Origin of the sequence: Micromonospora purpureochromogenes, assembly GCF_900091515.1 — a bacterium.
GTDB classification, from domain to species: domain Bacteria; phylum Actinomycetota; class Actinomycetes; order Mycobacteriales; family Micromonosporaceae; genus Micromonospora; species Micromonospora purpureochromogenes.
This window is the reverse complement of record NZ_LT607410.1, coordinates 3,027,071-3,043,210: the sequence shown is the minus strand read 5'-3', so window position 1 is coordinate 3,043,210 and position 16,140 is coordinate 3,027,071. Positions and strand designations below refer to the sequence as shown.

The following is a 16,140-nucleotide window of genomic DNA, read 5'->3' as shown; positions in this document are numbered from 1 at the left end:
TTGACGTGTCAATCGTCGAGGGCTTCCTGCGGCGAGATCGCCGCCGGGAAGCGAGCGTGAGGAGGAGACGATGACAGCTGAGGGCTTTGAACTGGGGCTCAACTCGTTCGGAGAGGTCGCCACCGACGGCGGCCGGGTCCTGAGCGACGCCGAGACGGTGCGGCTGCTGATTGACGAGGCACGGCTCGCGGAGTCGGTCGGCCTCGACGTGTTCAGCGTGGGCGAGCACTACCGGGAGGGCCACAACGACTCGGCGACGCCGGTGTTGCTCGCGGCGATCGCGACGGCGACCAATCGGATCCGCCTCGGGACCTCGGTGACCGTGCTCAGCACCAACGACCCGGTACGGCTCTACCACGAGTTCGCGACCCTGGACGCGGTGTCGAACGGCCGGGCCCAGCTGGTTCTCGGGCGGGCGTCAGCGACCGAGTCGTTTCCGCTGTTCGGCTACGACCTGGCGGACTACGAGCGCTTGTTCGAGGAGAAGCTCGACCTCTTCGTCCGACTTCAGCGGGACGAAAAGGTCACCTGGTCGGGCACCGTACGCAGTCCCCTGATCGAGCAGCGCCTGCATCCGCGGATGCGGGCCGGTGGCATCCCGACGTGGATCGGTGTCGGCGGGAGCCCGAACTCGGTGGTCCGCGCGGCCCGCTACGGACTCCCGCTCATGATGGCGATCATCGGCGGGCGCCCACAGCGGTTCGCCGGCAACGTCGACCTCTACCTCCGGGCGCTCGAACAGTTCGGGCATCCCGTGCAGCCGATCGGGCAGCACTCGCTCGGCCTCGTCGCGGACACCGACGAAGAGGCCGTGGAGACCTGGTGGCGGTACTGGCAGCCGGTCGTGGCGGCGCTTGCCGAGGAGCGCGGCTTCTACAAGCCGGACCGCAAACGCTACGAGGCCGAGCTCGACGGTGGCGCGCTCTTCGTCGGGTCACCCGAGACGGTCGCGCAGAAGATCGCCACCATGGCCCGTGACCTGCGGCTGAGCCGCTTCGACCTCAAATACGACGTCATGCACCTGCCTCGCGAGGCACGCGCGCGCACCATCGAGCTGCTGGGCAGTGAGGTCGCGCCGCGGGTCCGGGAGCTGCTGGCAAAGGAGCCCACCCATGTCTGATCTCGAGTTCGGCCTCGACACCTTCGGCGACGTGCCGGAGGACGACTCCGGCAAGCTCGTCTCCTACGCCGCGGCGATCCGCCAGGTCGTCGACGAGGCGGTGCTGGCCGACGAACTGGGGGTCGACGTCATCGCCCTCGGCGAGCACCACCGGCCGGAGTACTCGGTGTCCACGCCGGAGACCGTGCTGGCCGGGATCGCCACGCGCACCTCGCGGATCCGGCTCGCCTCCGGGGTCACCGTGCTGAGTTCGGACGACCCGGTCCGGGTGTTCCAGCGCTTCGCCACGGTGGACGCCCTGTCGCACGGTCGGGCCGAGGTCATCCTCGGGCGCGGCTCGTTCACCGAGTCCTTCCCGCTGTTCGGCTACGACCTGCGCGACTACGACGTGCTGTTCGAGGAGAAGATCGAGCTGTTCGTGAAGCTGCTGGACGAAAAGCCGGTCACCTGGAGTGGCACCAAGCGTGCTCCGCTCGAGCGCGCCGACGTCTTCCCGAAGACCGAATCGGGACGCCTGACCACCTGGGTGGGCGTCGGCGGCTCGCCGCAGTCGGTGGTGCGTACCGCCCGACACGGCCTACCGCTCATGCTCGCCATCATCGGCGGCGCTCCCGAGCGGTTCGCGCCCTACATCGACCTCTACCGCCGGGCCGCCGAGCAGTTGGGCACCACGGCGCACCCGGTCGGGATGCACTCCCCCGGCTTCATCGCCGACACCGACGAGGAGGCGAAGGAGCTGTACTGGCCGTACTACCGCGTCATGCGGGACCGAATCGGCGCGCTGCGCGGTTGGCCGCCGATCCGCCGCGCGGAGTTCGATGCCGAGGTGAAGGACGGTTCCCTCTACATCGGCTCCCCGGAGACCGTCGCCCGCCGGGTGGCCCGCGCCATCCGCAGTCTCGGCGTGGGCCGGTTCGACCTCATCTACACCGCCGGAGCCCAGCCGGTGAGCGCCCGGATGCGCGCGGTGGAGCTGTACGGCACCAAGGTGATTCCCATGGTCCGTGACATCCTGGCCAGTTGATCACGAACGCCCGATCGGAGAGCGGAAGGACGACATGAACGACAGCGCCCGGAGCGAGCCCCGGACCCTCGGCATCCTCGGTGCCGGCAAGGTGGGCACCGTGCTCGCTCGACTCGCCCTCGGCGCCGGCTACCGGGTGCGGGTCGCCGGCTCCGGCGACCCGGAGAAGATCGCCCTCACCATCGAGGTGCTCACGCCCGGAGCGGTGGCCACCACCGCGGTCGACGCCGTGGCCGGCGCCGACATCGTCATCCTCGCCCTTCCGCTGGGCAAGTACCGGAGCATCCCCGTCGAGGCGCTGCGCGGCAAGCTCGTCGTCGACGCGATGAACTACTGGTGGGAGATCGACGGCATCCGCGACGACCTCACCGACCCGCGCACCTCGTCGAGCGAGACCGTCCAGGCGTTCCTGGCCGGCTCCCGCGTCGTCAAGGCGTTCAACCACATGGGCTACCACGATCTCGAGGACGGGGCGCGGCCGAGCGGCACACCCGACCGCAAGGCCATCGCCATCGCCGGCGACGACCCCGGTGATCTCGATGTCGTCGCATCCCTGGTGGACCGGCTCGGCTTCGATCCGGTCGTCGCCGGCCCCCTGGCCGAGGGCGTGCGACTCGAACCGGGCAGCGAGTTGTTCGGCGCCAACGTGAGCGCCGACGAGGTGCGCACCATGCTCGACCGCTTCCCGGAGTCCGAGCGTGGGCGGACCGTCGCCCTGGCCCGGGCCAGGGCGAAGGCGGGGTGAGCCCGGCTTCACCACTCGACAGCGCGCACGGCCCGGGCCACGCTGGTCGCGCTGCCCGGGCCGTGCTGCGCGGTCCGGGTCAGCCGACCGGCGGGGTGTACGTGTCGCAGACCCGGCCACGCTCCGCCCGGGCCACCGTGGTGCCGACGCACAGCCGGAGCCGTGGCTTGAAACCGCCCCACAGCAGCTCGGAACGGGTCTGGGCGGTCGTCTTACCAGGAGTGCACAGCGCGGCGAAGGTCCGCCAGACGAGCTCGTCAGCCGGCCCGTTGGTGGCGATCTGGACCACGCCGCACCGCCCGGGGGCGTTGACGGCGAGCGTCCCGTTGACCGCCACCGGCGGTACCGGCCGCTCCGGGATGCTCATCATCATGTCGTAGCTGCCGTAGGCGCTGACCCCGGCGCTCTCCAGTGCGAAGTCGCTGTCGGCGGAGGCCGTGGCGGGTGACGCGCCGGCCGCGACTGCGATACCGGTGACGGCGACCGCACCGAGCATCCTGACACCGAGTGACGTCATTGTGCACTCCCTTTCGAAAGGGCCCACCGATCGGGCGGGCGAAATGGGCGGCATCCACCGTGGTCGCGCGCCAAGGGTGAATGGCACGACCACGAAGACGGGACGCCGGACGGCGCCGGCCGTTTGATGATTCGTCGGCGCCGGCCCCGATGAGATCGCATCACGGATACGCCGTCAAGGAGATCCGGGCGGGTTCCGGCGGCGCGGCGACCGGCGCGGCGGGTCCCTTTCGCTGTTCAGCGTCGGCGCCGCCGACGAAACGGCGCCGACGGATGTGTCATGCTTCACTTCGGCACCGCTCCGCACGATTTCACGATTGTCGCAGCGAATTCTTCTCGTCCACATATTCGCTGCCGGCGACGCTGGCCGCTGCCTCGCGATCACCGCCACCGCCCGCCGCGCAAGAATGGCCAGGGCGCGGCCACCGCCAAATTGCCGGTGGAGGAGCCGACCCGGGGAGTTCGGTTATGAATGTTTTCGTCATGCCGGCGAAATAATGGCGATCGTTACGCGACAACCCGCCCCGATCAGCCTCAGGCAGCTCCCGGAGCCAGTCCCCGCTTTCCGCAGGGGCGAAATGTTCTCGACCTCGACATGAATCGAGCTGGGTTACCCCGATCTGCGCGGGCTCGATGATTTCCGGGACCAGGCTCCACGCCGTGCCGGCCTGGCGGCCACACCGGATCACCGGCCCAAGGAATTGGCTATCCCCGCCGTGCCCGTACGCCGTATGCCTCGCCTCGGGGCAGCGGGCCGACGTCAGCGCGGCGGCCGGGGCGCAGCGCCGCGTGCCGCTGGCCGGGGCCGGCGCCGTCGCGGGCGGCGAGGGTGTCCGCGACCGCTCCGGTGACGAATCCGTAGATGGACTTGTGCAGGACGTCGACGACGAGTTCGCCGCGCGGCCAGGTCTGCGGTGGCGCCCCCACTCCGGTGGCGTTCTCCAGAATCTGATCGTTGGTCAACCGCACCACGGTGAACATCCCCGAGGCCCACGCACCCCGCAGACCGGCCTGCGCCATGATGCTGCGCACCACGCCGACGAGCGCGCCCTGGCCGTAGTGCATCGCGAGGTTGCGCCACCGTGGCTGGCGTGTCGGTGCCTCCGGCAGGCCGGTGAGCCGCGCCAGTACGCGGGCCGGCACATGGGAGTCGGGCCGCCCGGTCACCCGCTGCTCCAGCTTCTCCGCCGCGGTCATCACCGCCGCCCCCGCCAACCCGGCCACCAGCCCCTGCCACACCGCGCGCTTCACCATGGCGAACCCCTACCCGCCGGCCGCGCCCCCACACGGGAGATCGGGTAGCGAGCCGGGCTCGTACGACGCATCGAGCAGCGTTACCGGCTGTCAGACCACCGTGAGCAGCAGCTTGCCCGGGAAGGAGGTCTGCAGGCGACGGTGTGCCTCCGCCGCCTGCCCCAGCGGGAACTTCTGGGCGACGTGCACCTCGAACGGTCCCGCCTCGATGAGCTCGTTGAGGCGCTGCAACTGCCGGGGCCCGGTCTCGCCGTCGTACGCCTTGACCGTCACCCCGGGCCGCTCGCTCGGTTCGGGTTGCACCCCGTGGGGGTACCCGAGCACACCGCCGTCGCGCAGCGCCTCGCTGAGCTTCTCCAGCGTCTTCCCACCGGCCATCGCCAGCACGCCGTCCACGCCGTCGGGCGCCACCTCCCGGATCCGCCCGAGCACCTCGGCGAGGTCACCGTGACCGTCGACGGCCAGATCGGCACCGAGCCGGCTCACCAGCGCCACGCCCTCCGCCCCGGACGCCACGGCGACCACGTTGAGCCCCTGCCGCTTGGCCAGCTGCACGGCCAGGTGACCCTGTCCCCCGCTCGCCCCGAAGATCAGCAACCACGCGCCGGCGGACAGGCCCAGCACGTCCAGGCCCGTCAAGGCGGTCAGCGCGTCGGTCGGCATGGCGCCCGCGTGCTCCACCGGCAGGCCCGCCGGCAGCTTCGCGACGTACTCGGCCTTGGTCGCCGCGTACTCGGCGTAGAAGCCGCCCTTCGGCCGGGTGTAGCCGTACACGTAGATCACGTCGCCCACGGCGACGTTGGTCACCTGCCCGCCGACAGCGGCGACGCTGCCGGCGGCCTCGGCACCCGGGACGATCGGGAAGGCGCTTCCCTCGGGCACCAGTGCGCCCTCCCGGGTCATGGCGTCCCACACCCCGACGCCGGCGCTCCACACCTTGATCAGAACCTCGTCGCCGGCGATCTGCGGCACCGGCAGGATACGCGGGGTGATCACCTCCGGACCGCCGAACTCGTCGAAGGCCGCGGCCTGCATCTGCTCCGGCACGTCGCCGTCTGCCATCTGGAATCCTCTCCGCCCCGGTTGCCGTGCGGGCACCGCATCGTCGAAGGCAGCATGCCGGTGCACCCGTCGTCGGGGGTCCCCGCGCGAGCGCGGTTCACCCGGTCGGGCTACCGGCCGCGAGCCCACCGGGCCTGCCGTGGACCACCTCCGCGTTGCCGGCGCCCGGAACACCTCGGCCTACACCGGGTCCGGCGACCGATCGGCAGCAGTAAGATCGCTGCCACCCGGCGAAGACGCGTCCTCCCCCACCCGGAGCCCGCATGTCCGAGCAGCCCGCCGCCGACGTCACCCGCCCCCGCAGCTGCCGTCGGTTACGCGGTGCGGTCCTGCTCGGATTCCTTCGTCGGCGCGGGGCTGATCGTTCGTACCGAATTCTCCGCCCGGCCCTGGTCGTGGTGTGCCTGATCGCCGTGGCTGGGATGCCGGCCGGATCGTCGGTGGCCGGCGCCACCGGAGCCACCGCCCTGCGGGTGCTCCAGCTGAACCTCTGCAACAGCGGCCGGGCCGGCTGCTACACCGGCCGATCGGTGCCCGAGGCCGCGGCGGTGATCGGCGCCGAGGCACCCGACCTGGTCACCCTCAACGAGATCTGTCAGGACGACGTGGCCGTGCTGGAGCACGCGTTCGCGGCCGTCCACGGCGGCGGCACCGTCGTCTCCGCCTTCAAGGCTGCCGGTGACCGCCCTACCGGCGCCGTCACCCGGTGCCGCAACGGGCAGCCGTACGGCGTCGCGCTACCGGGGTGCGGGCCAGTGTTCCGCCCTTCAGGGCGGGGGTGAAGGCCCGCGCTGGGAGGGCCGCCAAGGCCCGAGCAGTGCCTTAGACCGGGCGGTTCTGCTGTTCGATGTACTGACGCACGGCACTCAGCGGTGCGTCGCCGAGGGAGCCGGCGAAGTACGAGCCCGACCAGAGCTTGTTGGCCCGGTAGTAGTGCCGCCGCAGGTCGGGGAACTCCTGCCGCATCCGCCGGCTGGACACGCCCTTGAGGCTGTTGACCAACTTCGCCAGGGCGACCTTGGGCGGGAAGTTGACGAGCAGGTGGACGTGGTTGTTCTCGCCGTTGAACTCGACCAGTTCGGTCTCGAAGTCGGCACACACCGTCCGCATGATCTCTTCCATGCGGGCGAGGTGCCGGTCGCCGAACACCTTGTGCCGGAACTTCGTCACGAAGACCAACTGAGCGTGCAGAGCGAACACGCAGTGCCTACCAGTGCGGATGCCTTCGAGTTCAGCCATAAACCAATGGTATTTTGCGCTCGTGCAGCTCCGTTACAACTACCGCGTGTATCCCACGCCGAGTCAGCAGGCTTCGCTGGCTCGGGCGTTCGGGTGCGCGCGGGTGGTGTTCAACGACGGGCTGCGCGCACGGCAGGAAGCCCGCGAGCAGGGTCTGCCGTACCTGTCGGACGCCGAGCTGTCCAAGCGGGTCACCGCGGCCAAGGGGACCCCGGAACGGGCATGGCTGGGCGAGGTCTCGTCGGTCGTGCTGCAACAGGCCCTCGCGGATCTGAACGTGGCGTACCGCAACTTCTTCGCCTCGATCACCGGCAAGCGCAAGGGCCGCAAGGTGGCACCGCCGCGGTTCCGCTCCCGCAAGGACAACCGGCAGGCGATCCGGTTCACCGTGAACGCCCGATTCAAGGTGCTGGACAACGGCCGGCTGCGCCTGCCGAAGATCGGCGACGTGGAGGTGCGCTGGTCGCGGGGTCTGCCGTCCGAGCCCAGCTCGGTCACGGTGATCCGGGATGCGGCGGGCCGGTACTTCGCCTCGTTCGTCGTGCAGACCGCAGACGAGCCGTTGTCGCCGGTGGAGTCGGAGGTCGGTATCGACCTGGGCCTGACCCACTTCGCGGTGCTCTCGGACGGCACGAAGGTGGCGGCCCCGAAGTTCCTGCGCTGCGCGGCCCGCAAGCTCAAGCGGTTGCAGCAAGACCTGTCCCGCAAGACCAAGGGATCGAACAACCGCAAGAAGGCCGTCGTGAAGGTCGCTCGGGCGCATGCCCAGGTGGCCGACACTCGGCGGGACTGGCAGCACAAGCTGTCCACGGCGATCATCCGCGACAATCAAGCGGTGTACGTCGAGGACCTGTGCGTCGTCGGTCTCGGCCGGACCCGGCTGGCCAAGTCCGTGCACGACGCCGGTTGGGCGTCGTTCACAGCCATGTTGGAGTACAAGGCCGCCCGGTACGGGCGTACCTTCGCCCGGGTGGATCGGTTCTTCCCGTCCACCCGGATGTGCTCGGACTGCGGCCGGATCAACGACAAGATGGCGCTCGACGTCCGAGCGTGGGACTGCCCGTGCGGCAGCACCCACGACCGGGACGTCAACGCGGCCATCAACGTGCTCGCGGCGGGACGCGCCGAGAGCCTAAACGCCTGTGGAGCGCAGGTAAGACCGGCATCCGTGCCGGCACCGCGCGAGGAAGCAGGAATCTGCCCGGACGCCGCGTGTTCCACGCGCAGCGTGGAGGGAACCTCCGTCCTTTAGGGCGAAGAGATCGTCAATGACCACCCTCACGATCGATCGACGACCGACGTCCCACCTGGGCCGCCACCGCGCCGCGTTGGACACCCGCCCGCGTTGCCCCGCCCCGGAGAGCACGGTGGACGCGGCACCGCGCGGGTCCGGCGGCCGTCAACGGTCGCCGACGAGCGCGTCCGGGGCCCGCATCCGCCACGCATCGGTCACCAGCTCCCGCAGGCGCTCGACATCGACCTTGTCCAGCCGCAGCATCACCAGCGGCCACCCCTCGTAGCCCGGTGTGGTGAAGAAGAGGTCGGGCTCGCCGAGGAGGAGAGCCTGCTTCTCGGCCTCGTCGCCGACGAACAGCACCGCGATGTCGGTCCGGATCACCCTTGGCTTCCCCGGCCTGCGCTCGGGGTAGGACCAGATGAACCCCTTGTCGGCGACCCGGAAGTCGAAGCCCTCGCTGTCGATCTCCACCACGTGCGGCAGGGCCAGGGCTGTCCGGCGGACATCATCGGCGTCAGCCATCGGGGTCCCTCCCGGGTCGGATCCTCACCGGGCCGAGGTTACGCCTCAGCACCGACATTGATCATTCGTGCGCGTGTCGTCTGCGTCGCGCGCATCGCGGCGGAGGCGCCCATCGGTCTTGCGACAATCAACGAACACGGACGCCGAACCCGGCGCGGTCCGCCGCTCGACCAAGAAGAGGTACGTATGCCACTTGACCATGACGCGTGGCCGACGCTGGAGGAGTTGCTGCGCGAGGAGGGCGAGTTGGAGCTGCCGGCTCTGTCGGAGTCGGACGCGTACGAGTTGGGGATGCGGGCGGTCGCCGCCGCGAGGGAGCGGGACCTGCCGATCTCGGTCGGTGTGTGGCGGACCGGGCGCCAGTTGTTCCACTGCGGCTTGCCCGGTTCGACGCTGGACAACGACGGGTGGCTGCGTCGCAAGGGGCGAGTGGTGATGCGGTTCGAGCACTCGTCGCTGTACATGGCACGGCTGTGCCAGGACAAGCAGGTGACCCTGGCGGAGAGATTCGGACTGCCGGCCGCGAAGTACGCGGCCGCCGGGGGCGCGCTGCCACTGCGCGTTCGCGGCACCGGCGTGGTGGGCTGGTTCGGCGTCTCCGGACTTCCGCAACTGGACGACCACCGCTTCGTCGTCGACGTGCTTCGCGGGACCTCGCGATAGTCGTACACCGGGGCGGTAAGTAGCCAGAGGGTGGGCACGGATCGGGGTTGACGGGCCGCGCCGGCGGCTCGTCAACCGCGCCGATCTTGTCGGGGGCGGCGGTTAGCGTGTGGTCACTGTCGCCGCGCCGGCCACGTCGGGCCGGTCGCTGACCCCTCGGAGGCCCCCATGTCGCAGGAGACGACCTACCTCGAACTGTCCGAAGTGGACGGTGCGCACAAGTTCTACGAGGTCGTCGTCGAGGACGCCACGCTGACCGTGCGCTACGGCCGGATCGGCGACCAGGGGCAGGTCAAGGCGAGCGCCTATCCGGACAACGCGCGGGCCCGGGCCGCCGCGGCGAAGAAGATCGGGGAGAAGGTCCGCAAGGGGTACGCCCCGGCGGTCCCCGGCGTCAGAAAGAAGCGCAGCGTCTCCCGGCGGCAGATCGTCAGCACCCGCTCCACCGCCCGCACCGCCCCGGTGCTGTGGCGCTACGACTCCGGTGCCCCCGCCTTCGGCATCTTCGTCGACGGGCAGCACTGCATGGTGGGCAACGAGCACGGCGTGATCACCACCCTCGGCCACGACGCCCAGGTGCGCAGCCAGGTGCGCCTCCCCGACGGGGTGAAGTGCATCGTCGCCGACGACGCCTGGATCTACGCCGGCTGCGACGACGGCAACGTCTACGACCTCTCCGGCAAGGTGCCCCGGGTGGCGTACGCGATCGCCCCGGAGATCGACATCTACTGGCTGGACATCCACGACGGCGTCCTGGGCGTCTCGGACGCCGACGGCGGGATCGCCGCCATCGACCACGAGGACGAGTTCCTCTGGCGCCGGCCCGGGCGGGGCCGCTCCGCCTGGATGGTGCGCTGCGACACCGACGCGCTGTACCACGGCCATTCCCAGGGGGTGACCGGCTTCGACTGGCGTACCGGCCGCGAGCTCTGGCACACCAGCACCGGCTCGGTGCTCTTCGGGTGGCAGGAGCGCGGCAGCGTCTTCGCCGGGACGAGCACCCGCGAGGTGGTGCGGCTGGCCAAGAACGGTCGGGTCGAACGCCGCTACCGGTGCGACGCCCCGGTCTTCTCCTGCGCGACCGCGGAGGGCGGCCGGTACGTCTTCGCCGGCGACAGCCAGTCCTCGATCTACTGCTTCGACGCGACGGGCACCCGACTGTGGAAGCTCGGCACCGGCTGTGGCTCGGCGTACTCCATGCAGTACCACGACGAGCGGCTCTATGTCGTCACCACCGGCGGCCATCTGGCCTGCATCGACGCCAGCGAGCCGGCGATCCGGGCGGCCCAGGTCGGCGACGTGCCGCAGGTGCTGGACGTCAAGGCGCCCCGGCAGGCGCCGCGGACCGTGGAGCCGACGGTGGTCGAGGTGACCAGCGACGCCGGCGCGGGCGTCGTCGTGCAGTGCCTGGACGATCGCGGGCGGCTGCGGGTCCAGGTGGTTTCCGACGGCTACCGGCGCGACTGGTCGGTGCAGTTCCCCAAGGGCATCCGCGAGCCGGGCGCCCGCTACCTGGTGACCGAGGTCCGCGAGTCCGGCCGAGGTGGGTTCTACCGGGCGTACGGCGACATCCGCCGGCTGCGCTGAGCAGGGCGCGTGGTCAGGTCTGTCGCGGTGACCACCCGGCGGCGACGAGGAGGGAGGCGTCGACGCCCTCGCCGTCGAAGAGCACCCCGTCCCGGTCCCCCGCGACGACCCGGTCGACGTACACGCCACGACCCTGGCCGGAGCCGTCGGTGCTGCTGCTCCACCGCAGGTGGGTCGCCTGGTCGGGCAGCGTCACCGAGACCTGCCACCAGACCCGGCCGCCGTAGCCGGTGACCGTGCCGTCGCTGGTCCAGTGTCGGTCCCCGTGCCGCAGCAGCATCCGCGCCGGAGCCCACGTCCCCCCTCCGTCGGTGGAGACCTCGAACCGCGCGCTGTCGTAGCGGGGCTCGGTGTCGTACCAGAGCAGGAAGCTCGCGGCGCCGCCTTGCGCGGCCCGGCGCAGCGGGGCGGTGAGGGTGACCGTCGCGAGGTCGCGCGGGTCGGCCCGCCAGGCCGCACGCGACCGGGGTCGCACCGGCATCGCCTCGGCGAGGTCGCGCGCGACCGCGCGCCGGGCGACGTTGTTGCTGCCCCAGCCGCGGTCGGGGTGCACCCGGTTGCTCAACAGGATGACGAACGAGTGGGAGAGCGGGTCGATGACGATGGACGTGCCGGTGAAGCCGGTGTGCCCGAACGCCACCGGGGAGGAGAGCCCCATCATGTACCAGTGCTTGTTGAGCTCGAAGCCGAGCCCGCGATCGCTCTCCGGGTAGGCCGCCTCCAGCGGCGCGTTGTAGTTGACCAGCATCGCGCGCACCGTGTCCGCCCGGAGGATCCGTCGCCCGCGGTACTCGCCCCCGTTGAGCAGTGACTGGCAGAGCAGCGACAGATCGGCCGCGGTGGAGAAGACCCCGGCGTGCCCGGCCACGCCCCCGAGCGACCAGGCGTTCTCGTCGTGCACCTCGCCCCAGACCAGGCCGCGCCCGGCGTACGGCTGGTACTCGGTGGCGGCGATCCGCGACCGCCGTTCCGGCCCCGGGTTGTAGCCGGTGTCGGTCATGCCCAGGGGCGCGGTGACGCCGTCGCGGACCAGGTCGGCCAGCGGCCGCCCGGTCACCCGTTCCACGAGTACGCCCAGCGCGATCAGGCCGAGGTCGGAGTAGACGTAGCGGGTGCCGGGCGGGGCCGCCAGCGGCGTGGCCAGCGCGGCGGCGAACCGCTCGGCCGGCGTCGGGTGACGGCTCCACAGTGGCGTGAAGGCGGGCAGACCCGAGGTGTGGGTCAGCAGCATCCGTACCGTGACCGCCTCCTTGCCGCCGGCCGCGAACTCCGGGACGTAGCGGGCGACCGGGGCGTCCAGGTCCACCCGCCCCCGCTCGACCTGCTGCATGGTGACGATCGTGGTGAACAGCTTCGACACCGACGCCAGGTCGAAGACGGTGTCGGGCCGCATCGGAATCTGCTGGTCGGCGGGAAGCTCCACCCCGACCAGCCCGGGCGGCGGTCCGACGGCGGCGTACCGCACCGCGGTGCCCACGGCGGCGTGCTGCACGACCACGCCGTCCTTGGCCGCCAGGACCACCGCGCCCGCGTACGCCGGGTACCCGGGGTGGTCCGGCGTCGGCTGGAGATAGGCCGCCAGGTCGGCGGGGAGGCGATCCACCTGCGCGGGGAGCAGACCGACCTCGCCGGCGCTGCCGGGCCGCAGCGTGTCCTGCCGGAAATGGATGTCGGCGGGGGTGACGACGGGCGGCCCGGACTCGTCCAGCAGCGGCGCGCCGGCCGCCCCGGTGGCCGGCGCGGTCGTGCCCAGGATGACCACGGCGAGGCCGAGTGCGAGTCGGCGGAGCGCGGGCGGGCGGCGGTGCAGCGGGCGGGACGACGTGGTCATGGCCGCACTCCTCAGTAGAGCAGGTAGGGCTTGCGCTGGTCGTCGAACGCGGTCAGCTCGTCGGCCCAGGCGCCGACGACGTCGTCCACGTCGGCCCCGGCGTCGATCTGGATACGCAGGCGGGGCGACCCGGTGAGCTTGTCGATCCAGTAGGGGCGGACGGCGTCCCAGGAGTCGCGCCGCCAGGCGAACGCGGGGTACCTGCGCGCCTCCACCAGCATCGCCACCGCGGTACGGATCGGGTCGTACACCGCCCGGTCGACGACCTTGACCTCGACGCCGGCGCAGAGCTTGTTCAACAGCGCCGGCTTCTGTCCGGCCGAGGTCGGTGCGAAGTACGCCTCGCGGAACTCGACCCCGGGCAGGTCCCGGGCGTTGAGGCGGTCACTCCAGTGGTGGTCGAAGTCGGTCGCCAGCCCGCCGATCAGCTCGAACGGGCGGCAGGTGCCCCGGCCTTCGGTGATCGACGCGACGCCCTCGAAGAGGCCGGTACCCGGGTAGACCAGCGCGGTGTCCGGGGTGGGCATGTTCGGACTGGGCATCACCCAGGGCACGTCGGTGTCGGCGGCGAGCCGGTCACGCTTCCAGTGCTCGCACCGCACCACGTGCAGGTCCACCGGTCGCCCGGCTTCGACGGGCAGGAACGTGCCGTTGAAGAACCGGGCCAGCTCCCCGACGGTCATTCCGTGCTGCTGGACGATCTCCTTGAGGCCGACCCCGGAGGTGTACGGCGCCGTCATCATCGGCCCGTAGGCCCGCCCGCCGATCGGGTTCGGTCGGTCCAGCACGACGTAGCGTTTGCCGACCCGGGCCGCGGCGACCATCGAGGTGTACATGGTCCAGATGTAGGTGTAGAAGCGGACCCCGACGTCCTGGATGTCGAAGACGATCGTGTCCACGCCCGCCTCGGTGAACATGCTCTCCCACCGGGCCTGCGAGGCGCCGTACGCGTCGTAGACGGGGATGCCGGTCCGCGCGTCGACGCCGGTGCCCTCGCTGCCTCCGGCCTGGGCCGAGCCGCGAAAGCCGTGCTCGGGGCCGAACGCCGCGGCCAGCTGGACCTGGCCCGAGCCGTGCATCAGGTCGACGAGGTGGCGGTAGGCGCCGTCGACGCCCGTCGGGTTCGAGACGACGCCGACCCGTTGGTCGGCGAGCACGGCGAAATCGGAGGCCACCAGTTGGTCCAGACCGGTGCGGACCCGGCGGACACCGGGGCTGCCCGCCGCGGGCGCCAGGGCCGCACCGACGCCGAGCGCCCCCGCGCCGGCGCCGAGCGCTCCAGCGCCGACCGCGCCGGCGAGGAAATTCCTACGCTGCATGGGTTGCCTCCTACCAGGTCAGGCCGTGGCCGTACGGGTAGAGCACGGTGCCCGCACCCTCGGCCGTGGGGATCGTGACGGGCAGCCGCCCCCGGGGGGACAGCTCGCCGTACAGCGCGCGGACGAGCGCGTCCATCGCCGCCCGGGTGTACGAGTAGGTCGCCAGATAGGTGGTCACGCCCGGCAGGTGGGCGATGTCGTAGGGATCCCGCACCGCCACCACGACGACGGGTTTTCCGGTGGCGAGCAGCGCCGCGACGAGGCGCTGCTGGGTGGCCCGCGGATCGGTGATGGTGGTGTCCCACGCCTTGTTGACCAGCACGACGGTGAGGTCGTGCTCGGCCGCCTGGGTGGCCGTCGCGGCGATCACCGCGTCGGACGGCAGCGTCGCCGGCCGGGCGGTGGCCCGGGCACCGCGGGCGGTGAACCCGTCGGCGACCGCCGCGACCGGAGCGAACGCCGCGCTGTTCCAGCCGGTGACCAGCACCGACCGATTGGTGCCGGCCAGCGGCAGCAGCCCGGCGTCGTTGCGCACCGCGGTGAGCGTCGGGTCGGTGACCTGGGCGACGGCGGCGAGGTGCCCGGGCGCCCCGACCGTCCGTACCGCCTCCTCGACGTCGACCAGCGGTGACCCGGCCAGTCCCTGCCGGTACTTCATGCCGAGGATGCGCCGCACCGACTCGTCGATCCGCCGCTCGGTCAGCTCGCCCGTGGCGACGGCGCGCAGCACCGCCTCCCGGGCCAGCGCGAGGTTCGGCGGCATCAGCAACTGGTCTGCGCCGGCCTTGAGCGCCAGCACGGGCACCCGCTCGTCGCCGTACTTCTGCCGCACGCCGGCCATGTTCAGGGCGTCCGTGACGATGACTCCCCGGAAGCCGAGTTCATCGCGCAGCACGCCGGTGAGGATCGTCGACGACAACGTCGCCGGGTCGCCGGACGGGTCGAGCGCGGGCACCACGATGTGCGCGGTCATGATCGATTCGACGCCCGCGCTGATCGCCCGCCGGAACGGCGGCGCGTCGATCCGGTCCCACTCGGCCCGGCTGTGGTTGATCACCGGCAGGCCGGTGTGGCTGTCGGTGGCCGTGTCGCCGTGGCCGGGGAAGTGCTTCGCCACCGCGGTCACGCCGGCGCCGTCCTGGAACCCGGCGACCTGCGCGGCGGTCAGCTCGCCCACCAGGGTGGGGTCGGCCCCGAAGGACCGTACTCCGATGACCGGGTTGCCGGGGTTGACGTTGACGTCGGCGATCGGCGCGTACGGCTGGTGGATGCCCACCGCGCGCAGCTCCCGCCCGGTGATGTCCGCCGCCGTGCGCGCGTCCTGGGGTGAGCGCCCGGCACCCAGCGCCATCGCGCCGGGGAATTGCGCGGCGGGAGCGGGCATGCGCAGCACCGTGCCCTGCTCCTGGTCGGTGGAGATGAGCAGGGGGACGCGCCCCTTGGTGCCGTCGCCCAGGGCGGCCCGCTGCAGTCCGTTGGAGAGGCCGGCGATCTGACGGGGACTGTCCAGGTTGTGGGACCAGGAGAAGTAGCAGACGCCGCCGAGGTGGAACTGGTCGATGACCTCGGCCGGAGTCTCGACGCCGAACGCGGCGCGGTTGGCGGCGCGGTCGGCGGCGCTGGGCTCGGTGGCGTCACTGCCGTAGACGTAGGTGGAGAAGAGCTGCCCGACCTTCTGCGCCAGGCTCATGTGCCGCAGCGTCGAGGTGACCCAACCCTGCTCCGCGGTGAGCGGGCCCGCGGGCTCGGCCGAGGCGTTGACGGGGGGCGGCGCGAGGGTGGTCACCAGGGTGGCCACCAGGACGGTCGCGGTGACGGATCGGGTCTTCATAGACGGCGACCTCTCAGTCCGGGTGGCTGAAACTTAGCTACATATCAATGACCAGTCAAGAAGGTTAGCTACAGAACGTCCCGGACTGGGTCGACCCGGCCGGCCCAGCCCGCCGGCAGACCGGTCGCTGCGGTAGCGGCGTGAGGTTTTCCGGGACTTCCTGCACATTGAGGGCGCATCGAGCAGACTG

The 16,140-nt window shown here is 71.3% G+C and carries 15 protein-coding genes; 7 read left to right on the top strand and 8 right to left on the bottom strand.

Going from position 1 to position 16,140, the window contains the following annotated elements; genetic code table 11:
- Positions 1-70 precede the first annotated feature (70 nt).
- From GA0074696_RS14065 to GA0074696_RS14055, 3 genes are read left to right on the top strand one after another with little or no spacing between them, the layout of a single operon-like run.
- Entirely contained in the window at positions 71-1,120 is a 1,050-nt protein-coding gene (locus tag GA0074696_RS14065; protein WP_088961523.1) for an LLM class flavin-dependent oxidoreductase, read from the top strand.
- Positions 1,113-2,144, top strand: a complete 1,032-nt coding sequence (locus tag GA0074696_RS14060) for an LLM class flavin-dependent oxidoreductase (RefSeq protein WP_088961522.1) — start codon at positions 1,113-1,115, stop codon at positions 2,142-2,144. Before GA0074696_RS14065 ends, GA0074696_RS14060 begins: the two co-directional genes overlap by 8 nt.
- Before the next feature lie 34 nt (positions 2,145-2,178).
- On the top strand, positions 2,179-2,889 hold the full coding sequence (locus GA0074696_RS14055; RefSeq protein WP_088961521.1) for an NADPH-dependent F420 reductase: 711 nt from the start codon (positions 2,179-2,181) through the stop codon (positions 2,887-2,889).
- Positions 2,890-2,968: 79 nt separating this feature from the next.
- On the opposite strand, the gene GA0074696_RS14050 is transcribed toward GA0074696_RS14055, so the two are convergent.
- From GA0074696_RS14050 to GA0074696_RS14040, 3 genes are all read right to left on the bottom strand, one after another.
- On the bottom strand, positions 2,969-3,406 hold the full coding sequence (locus GA0074696_RS14050) for a hypothetical protein (RefSeq protein ID WP_157745910.1): 438 nt from the start codon (positions 3,404-3,406) through the stop codon (positions 2,969-2,971).
- Between the two features lie 704 nt (positions 3,407-4,110).
- Positions 4,111-4,659, bottom strand: a complete 549-nt coding sequence (locus tag GA0074696_RS14045; protein WP_088961519.1) for a hypothetical protein — start codon at positions 4,657-4,659, stop codon at positions 4,111-4,113.
- 90 nt (positions 4,660-4,749) lie between these two features.
- Positions 4,750-5,721, bottom strand: a complete 972-nt coding sequence (locus GA0074696_RS14040) for a quinone oxidoreductase family protein (protein ID WP_197700843.1) — start codon at positions 5,719-5,721, stop codon at positions 4,750-4,752.
- Positions 5,722-6,134: 413 nt separating this feature from the next.
- Between GA0074696_RS14040 and GA0074696_RS14035 the strand changes: the two genes are divergently transcribed.
- Entirely contained in the window at positions 6,135-6,503 is a 369-nt protein-coding gene (locus GA0074696_RS14035) for a hypothetical protein (protein WP_231925371.1), read from the top strand.
- A 40-nt stretch (positions 6,504-6,543) separates the two neighbouring features.
- Here the strand turns inward: GA0074696_RS14035 and tnpA are convergent, their stop codons facing one another.
- Positions 6,544-6,960, bottom strand: coding sequence for an IS200/IS605 family transposase (gene tnpA / locus GA0074696_RS14030; protein ID WP_088964552.1), 417 nt, complete (start codon positions 6,958-6,960; stop codon positions 6,544-6,546).
- Positions 6,961-6,982: 22 nt separating this feature from the next.
- Between tnpA and GA0074696_RS14025 the strand changes: the two genes are divergently transcribed.
- Positions 6,983-8,212 carry an RNA-guided endonuclease InsQ/TnpB family protein gene (locus GA0074696_RS14025; RefSeq protein ID WP_157745908.1) on the top strand — a complete coding sequence of 410 codons (1,230 nt, stop codon included), beginning with the start codon at positions 6,983-6,985 and terminating at the stop codon, positions 8,210-8,212.
- Positions 8,213-8,359: 147 nt separating this feature from the next.
- Here GA0074696_RS14025 and GA0074696_RS14020 read toward each other — a convergent pair whose 3' ends face one another.
- Positions 8,360-8,719: an MmcQ/YjbR family DNA-binding protein gene (locus GA0074696_RS14020; protein ID WP_088961518.1), complete on the bottom strand. Its 360-nt coding sequence runs from the start codon at positions 8,717-8,719 to the stop codon at positions 8,360-8,362.
- A 186-nt stretch (positions 8,720-8,905) separates the two neighbouring features.
- On the opposite strand from GA0074696_RS14020, the gene GA0074696_RS14015 reads away from it, so the two are divergent.
- Positions 8,906-9,382 carry a heme-degrading domain-containing protein gene (locus GA0074696_RS14015; RefSeq protein ID WP_088961517.1) on the top strand — a complete coding sequence of 159 codons (477 nt, stop codon included), beginning with the start codon at positions 8,906-8,908 and terminating at the stop codon, positions 9,380-9,382.
- 168 nt (positions 9,383-9,550) lie between these two features.
- The gene (locus GA0074696_RS14010; RefSeq protein ID WP_088961516.1) at positions 9,551-10,969 is read left to right on the top strand and encodes a WGR domain-containing protein; all 1,419 of its coding nucleotides are present in this window, start codon (positions 9,551-9,553) and stop codon (positions 10,967-10,969) included.
- Positions 10,970-10,982: 13 nt separating this feature from the next.
- Here GA0074696_RS14010 and GA0074696_RS14005 read toward each other — a convergent pair whose 3' ends face one another.
- Genes GA0074696_RS14005 through GA0074696_RS13995 form a run of 3 tightly spaced genes read right to left on the bottom strand, consistent with a single transcriptional unit; the run spans position 10,983 to position 15,950 of the window.
- Positions 10,983-12,800 (bottom strand): serine hydrolase domain-containing protein, encoded by a 1,818-nt coding sequence (locus GA0074696_RS14005; protein WP_088961515.1) that lies wholly within the window; start codon positions 12,798-12,800, stop codon positions 10,983-10,985.
- A gap of 11 nt (positions 12,801-12,811) precedes the next feature.
- On the bottom strand, positions 12,812-14,119 hold the full coding sequence (locus tag GA0074696_RS14000; RefSeq protein WP_088961514.1) for an exo-beta-N-acetylmuramidase NamZ family protein: 1,308 nt from the start codon (positions 14,117-14,119) through the stop codon (positions 12,812-12,814).
- A gap of 10 nt (positions 14,120-14,129) precedes the next feature.
- Positions 14,130-15,950, bottom strand: a complete 1,821-nt coding sequence (locus tag GA0074696_RS13995; RefSeq protein WP_088961513.1) for a glycoside hydrolase family 3 protein — start codon at positions 15,948-15,950, stop codon at positions 14,130-14,132.
- Between the last annotated feature and the right edge of the window lie 190 nt (positions 15,951-16,140).

What these genes read in the sequence shown, in the direction of transcription:
- GA0074696_RS14065 (WP_088961523.1), top strand. Translation starts at nt 71, where the DNA reads ATGACAGCTGAGGGCTTTGAACTGGGGCTCAACTCGTTCGGAGAGGTC.
- GA0074696_RS14060 (WP_088961522.1), top strand. Translation starts at nt 1,113, where the DNA reads ATGTCTGATCTCGAGTTCGGCCTCGACACCTTCGGCGACGTGCCGGAG.
- GA0074696_RS14055 (WP_088961521.1), top strand. Translation starts at nt 2,179, where the DNA reads ATGAACGACAGCGCCCGGAGCGAGCCCCGGACCCTCGGCATCCTCGGT.
- GA0074696_RS14050 (WP_157745910.1), bottom strand. Translation starts at nt 3,406, where the DNA reads ATGACGTCACTCGGTGTCAGGATGCTCGGTGCGGTCGCCGTCACCGGT.
- GA0074696_RS14045 (WP_088961519.1), bottom strand. Translation starts at nt 4,659, where the DNA reads ATGGTGAAGCGCGCGGTGTGGCAGGGGCTGGTGGCCGGGTTGGCGGGG.
- GA0074696_RS14040 (WP_197700843.1), bottom strand. Translation starts at nt 5,721, where the DNA reads ATGGCAGACGGCGACGTGCCGGAGCAGATGCAGGCCGCGGCCTTCGAC.
- tnpA (WP_088964552.1), bottom strand. Translation starts at nt 6,960, where the DNA reads ATGGCTGAACTCGAAGGCATCCGCACTGGTAGGCACTGCGTGTTCGCT.
- GA0074696_RS14020 (WP_088961518.1), bottom strand. Translation starts at nt 8,719, where the DNA reads ATGGCTGACGCCGATGATGTCCGCCGGACAGCCCTGGCCCTGCCGCAC.
- GA0074696_RS14015 (WP_088961517.1), top strand. Translation starts at nt 8,906, where the DNA reads ATGCCACTTGACCATGACGCGTGGCCGACGCTGGAGGAGTTGCTGCGC.
- GA0074696_RS14010 (WP_088961516.1), top strand. Translation starts at nt 9,551, where the DNA reads ATGTCGCAGGAGACGACCTACCTCGAACTGTCCGAAGTGGACGGTGCG.
- GA0074696_RS14005 (WP_088961515.1), bottom strand. Translation starts at nt 12,800, where the DNA reads ATGACCACGTCGTCCCGCCCGCTGCACCGCCGCCCGCCCGCGCTCCGC.
- GA0074696_RS14000 (WP_088961514.1), bottom strand. Translation starts at nt 14,119, where the DNA reads ATGCAGCGTAGGAATTTCCTCGCCGGCGCGGTCGGCGCTGGAGCGCTC.
- GA0074696_RS13995 (WP_088961513.1), bottom strand. Translation starts at nt 15,950, where the DNA reads ATGAAGACCCGATCCGTCACCGCGACCGTCCTGGTGGCCACCCTGGTG.